General features: G+C 49.7%; 1 tRNA gene and 3 rRNA genes. All 4 read left to right on the top strand.

The annotated features are described in order from the left end of the window. Positions 1 to 255 precede the first annotated feature (255 nt). The 4 genes from FQ204_RS07275 (at position 256) to rrf (ending at position 5,367) form a co-directional block, all read left to right on the top strand. A 16S ribosomal RNA gene (locus FQ204_RS07275) occupies positions 256 to 1,811 on the top strand. Positions 1,812 to 1,998: 187 nt separating this feature from the next. Beyond that, positions 1,999 to 2,071, top strand: a tRNA-Ala gene (locus tag FQ204_RS07270). A 190-nt stretch (positions 2,072 to 2,261) separates the two neighbouring features. After that, positions 2,262 to 5,165 (top strand): 23S ribosomal RNA (locus tag FQ204_RS07265). 86 nt (positions 5,166 to 5,251) lie between these two features. Continuing rightward, a 5S ribosomal RNA gene (rrf, locus tag FQ204_RS07260) occupies positions 5,252 to 5,367 on the top strand. The 16S, 23S and 5S rRNA genes sit together here with 1 tRNA gene alongside, the layout of an rRNA operon.

The following is a 5,367-nucleotide window of genomic DNA, read 5'->3' as shown; positions in this document are numbered from 1 at the left end:
TACCTATCAGAGTACAGAGGGTAGGAAGAAGGCGGTAGAAAAAAAGTGTAAGAAAATAAAAAAAGATGAAAAAAAGTATTGACAAGAAGAGAAGGAGGTGATATACTAAGATAGTTGTCGCTGAGGGGCGACAAAGACCTTTGAAAACTGAACAAGACGAACCAATGTGCAGGCGACTGTTGAGAAGACAGTCCGTCAAACATTAAGAAAAAACAATAAATCTGTCAGTGACAGAAATGAGTGAGAACTCAAACTTTATATGAGAGTTTGATCCTGGCTCAGGACGAACGCTGGCGGCGTGCCTAATACATGCAAGTAGAACGCACAGTTTATACCGTAGCTTGCTACACCATAGACTGTGAGTTGCGAACGGGTGAGTAACGCGTAGGTAACCTGCCTGGTAGCGGGGGATAACTATTGGAAACGATAGCTAATACCGCATAAAATCTCTTATCGCATGATAGAAGATTAAAAGGGGCAACTGCTCCACTACCAGATGGACCTGCGTTGTATTAGCTAGTAGGTAGGGTAATGGCCTACCTAGGCGACGATACATAGCCGACCTGAGAGGGTGATCGGCCACACTGGGACTGAGACACGGCCCAGACTCCTACGGGAGGCAGCAGTAGGGAATCTTCGGCAATGGGGGGAACCCTGACCGAGCAACGCCGCGTGAGTGAAGAAGGTTTTCGGATCGTAAAGCTCTGTTGTTAAGGAAGAACGGGTGTGAGAATGGAAAGCTCACACAGTGACGGTACTTAACCAGAAAGGGACGGCTAACTACGTGCCAGCAGCCGCGGTAATACGTAGGTCCCGAGCGTTGTCCGGATTTATTGGGCGTAAAGCGAGCGCAGGCGGTTAGATAAGTCTGAAGTTAAAGGCAGTGGCTCAACCATTGTACGCTTTGGAAACTGTTTAACTTGAGTGCAGAAGGGGAGAGTGGAATTCCATGTGTAGCGGTGAAATGCGTAGATATATGGAGGAACACCGGTGGCGAAAGCGGCTCTCTGGTCTGTAACTGACGCTGAGGCTCGAAAGCGTGGGGAGCGAACAGGATTAGATACCCTGGTAGTCCACGCCGTAAACGATGAGTGCTAGGTGTTAGGTCCTTTCCGGGACTTAGTGCCGCAGCTAACGCATTAAGCACTCCGCCTGGGGAGTACGACCGCAAGGTTGAAACTCAAAGGAATTGACGGGGGCCCGCACAAGCGGTGGAGCATGTGGTTTAATTCGAAGCAACGCGAAGAACCTTACCAGGTCTTGACATCCCTCTGACCGCTCTAGAGATAGAGTTTCCCTTCGGGGCAGAGGTGACAGGTGGTGCATGGTTGTCGTCAGCTCGTGTCGTGAGATGTTGGGTTAAGTCCCGCAACGAGCGCAACCCTTATTGTTAGTTGCCATCATTGAGTTGGGCACTCTAGCGAGACTGCCGGTAATAAACCGGAGGAAGGTGGGGATGACGTCAAATCATCATGCCCCTTATGACCTGGGCTACACACGTGCTACAATGGCTGGTACAACGAGTCGCAAGCCGGTGACGGCAAGCTAATCTCTGAAAGCCAGTCTCAGTTCGGATTGTAGGCTGCAACTCGCCTACATGAAGTCGGAATCGCTAGTAATCGCGGATCAGCACGCCGCGGTGAATACGTTCCCGGGCCTTGTACACACCGCCCGTCACACCACGAGAGTTTGTAACACCCGAAGTCGGTGAGGTAACCGTAAGGAGCCAGCCGCCTAAGGTGGGATAGATGATTGGGGTGAAGTCGTAACAAGGTAGCCGTATCGGAAGGTGCGGCTGGATCACCTCCTTTCTAAGGAAAAATCGGAAGCCATTGAGTTCGTTTTGTTTAGTTTTGAGAGGTCTTGTGGGGCCTTAGCTCAGCTAAGGAGAACGACAGTTCGCCTTTGTCGAAGCGTTAGCGCACGACAGGGACCAGCGGTAACTTAACAAACAGAGTATCGCGAAAAAATAAAATAGAGTACAACTATGTATTGTACGGGGCCTTAGCTCAGCTGGGAGAGCGCCTGCTTTGCACGCAGGAGGTCAGCGGTTCGATCCCGCTAGGCTCCATTATCTAGGAGACAAAGAAATGAGTTTCGTGTTCAACTAGATAAGTAAATAGGATAAGAGCTGGTTTGAACAACTTTATATCCTAAATGTAGCACATTGAAAATTGAATAACGATATCAAATAGTAACAAGAAAATAAACCGAAAACGCTGTGAATATTAATGAGTATATGACTGAAAGGTCAAGAATAAGGTTAAGTTAGTAAGGGCGCACGGTGGATGCCTTGGCACTAGGAGCCGAAGAAGGACGTGACAAACGACGAAATGCCTTGGGGAGCTGTAAGTAAGCGTAGATCCAGGGATGTCCGAATGGGGGAACCCAACAGGTAGATGCCTGTTACCCATGACTGTTAAGGTCATGAGGAGGAAGACGCAGTGAACTGAAACATCTAAGTAGCTGCAGGAAGAGAAAGCAAAAGCGATTGCCTGAGTAGCGGCGAGCGAAAGGGCAGGAGGGCAAACCGAAGAGTTTACTCTTCGGGGTTGTAGGACTGCGAAGTGGACTTAAAGATTATAGAAGAAGACCTTGGGAAAGGTTGCCAGAGAGAGTAAGAGCCTCGTATTTAAAATAGTCTTTATACCTAGCAGGATCCTGAGTACGGCGGGACACGAGGAATCCCGTCGGAATCTGGGAGGACCATCTCCCAACCCTAAATACTCCCTAGTGACCGATAGTGAACCAGTACCGTGAGGGAAAGGTGAAAAGCACCCCGGGAGGGGAGTGAAATAGAACCTGAAACCGTGTGCCTACAACAAGTTCGAGCCCGTTAATGGGTGAGAGCGTGCCTTTTGTAGAATGAACCGGCGAGTTACGTTATGATGCGAGGTTAAGTTGAAGAGACGGAGCCGTAGGGAAACCGAGTCTGAATAGGGCGAATTAGTATCATGATGTAGACCCGAAACCATGTGACCTACCCATGAGCAGGTTGAAGGTGAGGTAAAACTCACTGGAGGACCGCACCAGGGCACGTTGAAAAGTGCTTGGATGACTTGTGGGTAGCGGAGAAATTCCAAACGAACTTGGAGATAGCTGGTTCTCTCCGAAATAGCTTTAGGGCTAGCGTCGACATAAAGATTCTTGGAGGTAGAGCACTGTTTGGGTGAGGGGTCCATCCCGGATTACCAATCTCAGATAAACTCCGAATGCCAATGAATTATGGTCGGCAGTCAGACTGCGAGTGCTAAGATCCGTAGTCGAAAGGGAAACAGCCCAGACCACCAGCTAAGGTCCCAAAATAATTGTTAAGTGGAAAAGGATGTGGGGTTGCACAGACAACTAGGATGTTAGCTTAGAAGCAGCTATTCATTCAAAGAGTGCGTAATAGCTCACTAGTCGAGTGACCCTGCGCCGAAAATGTACCGGGGCTAAAACAATTTACCGAAGCTGTGGATACCTTTATAGGTATGGTAGGAGAGCGTTCTATGTGTGGCGAAGGTGTACCGTGAGGAGCGCTGGAACGCATAGAAGTGAGAATGCCGGTATGAGTAGCGCAAGATGGGTGAGAATCCCATCCACCGTAAGACTAAGGTTTCCAGGGGAAGGCTCGTCCGCCCTGGGTTAGTCGGGACCTAAGGAGAGACCGAAAGGTGTATCCGATGGCCAACAGGTAGAGATTCCTGTACTAGAGTATAGAGTGAAGGAGGGACGCAGAAGGCTAACTCAAGCGTGCGAATGGAAGAGCACGTCTAAGCAGTGAGGTGTGATAGGAGTCAAATGCTTCTATCTCTAACATTGAGCTGTGATGGGGAGCGAAGTTTAGTAGCGAAGTGAGTGATGTCACCCTGCCAAGAAAAGCTTCTAGCGTTAATTTATACTCTACCCGTACCGCAAACCGACACAGGTAGTCGAGGCGAGTAGCCTCAGGTGAGCGAGAGAACTCTCGTTAAGGAACTCGGCAAAATGACCCCGTAACTTCGGGAGAAGGGGTGCTCAGTTAGACTGAGCCGCAGTGAATAGGCCCAAGCAACTGTTTATCAAAAACACAGCTCTCTGCTAAATCGTAAGATGATGTATAGGGGGTGACGCCTGCCCGGTGCTGGAAGGTTAAGAGGAGTGCTTAGACGTAAGTCGAAGGTATGAATTGAAGCCCCAGTAAACGGCGGCCGTAACTATAACGGTCCTAAGGTAGCGAAATTCCTTGTCGGGTAAGTTCCGACCCGCACGAAAGGCGTAATGATTTGGGCACTGTCTCAACGAGAGACTCGGTGAAATTTTAGTACCTGTGAAGATGCAGGTTACCCGCGACAGGACGGAAAGACCCCATGGAGCTTTACTGCAGTTTGATATTGAGTGTCTGTGCCACATGTACAGGATAGGTAGGAGCCAAAGAGATCGGGACGCCAGTTTCGATGGAGGCGCTGTTGGGATACTACCCTTGTGTTATGGCCACTCTAACCCAGATAGGTGATCCCTATCGGAGACAGTGTCTGACGGGCAGTTTGACTGGGGCGGTCGCCTCCTAAAAGGTAACGGAGGCGCCCAAAGGTTCCCTCAGATTGGTTGGAAATCAATCGCAGAGTGTAAAGGTATAAGGGAGCTTGACTGCGAGAGCAACAACTCGAGCAGGGACGAAAGTCGGGCTTAGTGATCCGGTGGTTCCGTATGGAAGGGCCATCGCTCAACGGATAAAAGCTACCCTGGGGATAACAGGCTTATCTCCCCCAAGAGTTCACATCGACGGGGAGGTTTGGCACCTCGATGTCGGCTCGTCGCATCCTGGGGCTGTAGTCGGTCCCAAGGGTTGGGCTGTTCGCCCATTAAAGCGGCACGCGAGCTGGGTTCAGAACGTCGTGAGACAGTTCGGTCCCTATCCGTCGCGGGCGAAGGAAATTTGAGAGGATCTGCTCCTAGTACGAGAGGACCAGAGTGGACTTACCGCTGGTGTACCAGTTGTTCTGCCAAGAGCATCGCTGGGTAGCTATGTAGGGAAGGGATAAACGCTGAAAGCATCTAAGTGTGAAACCCACCTCAAGATGAGATTTCCCATGATTTTATATCAGTAAGAGCCCTGAGAGAAGATCAGGTAGATAGGTTAGGAGTGGAAGTTGTGTGAGCAATGGAGCGGACTAATACTAATAGCTCGAGGACTTATCCGAGAAACAAATTCATTGAGAAGCAGCGCAAGGTTGACTTTTACAATTTGAGAAGTTATTCAATTTTGAGTGTGTTCCATGCTCAATAGTTAAGTGACGATAGCCTAGGAGATACACCTGTACCCATGCCGAACACAGAAGTTAAGCCCTAGAACGCCGGAAGTAGTTGGGGGTTGCCCCCTGTGAGATAGGGTAGTCGCTTAGC

This window comes from Streptococcus constellatus (assembly GCF_902167705.1).
Lineage (GTDB): Bacteria > Bacillota > Bacilli > Lactobacillales > Streptococcaceae > Streptococcus > Streptococcus constellatus_A.
The sequence above is the reverse complement of the archived record's forward strand: the minus strand, read 5'-3'. Positions and strand labels throughout refer to the sequence as shown.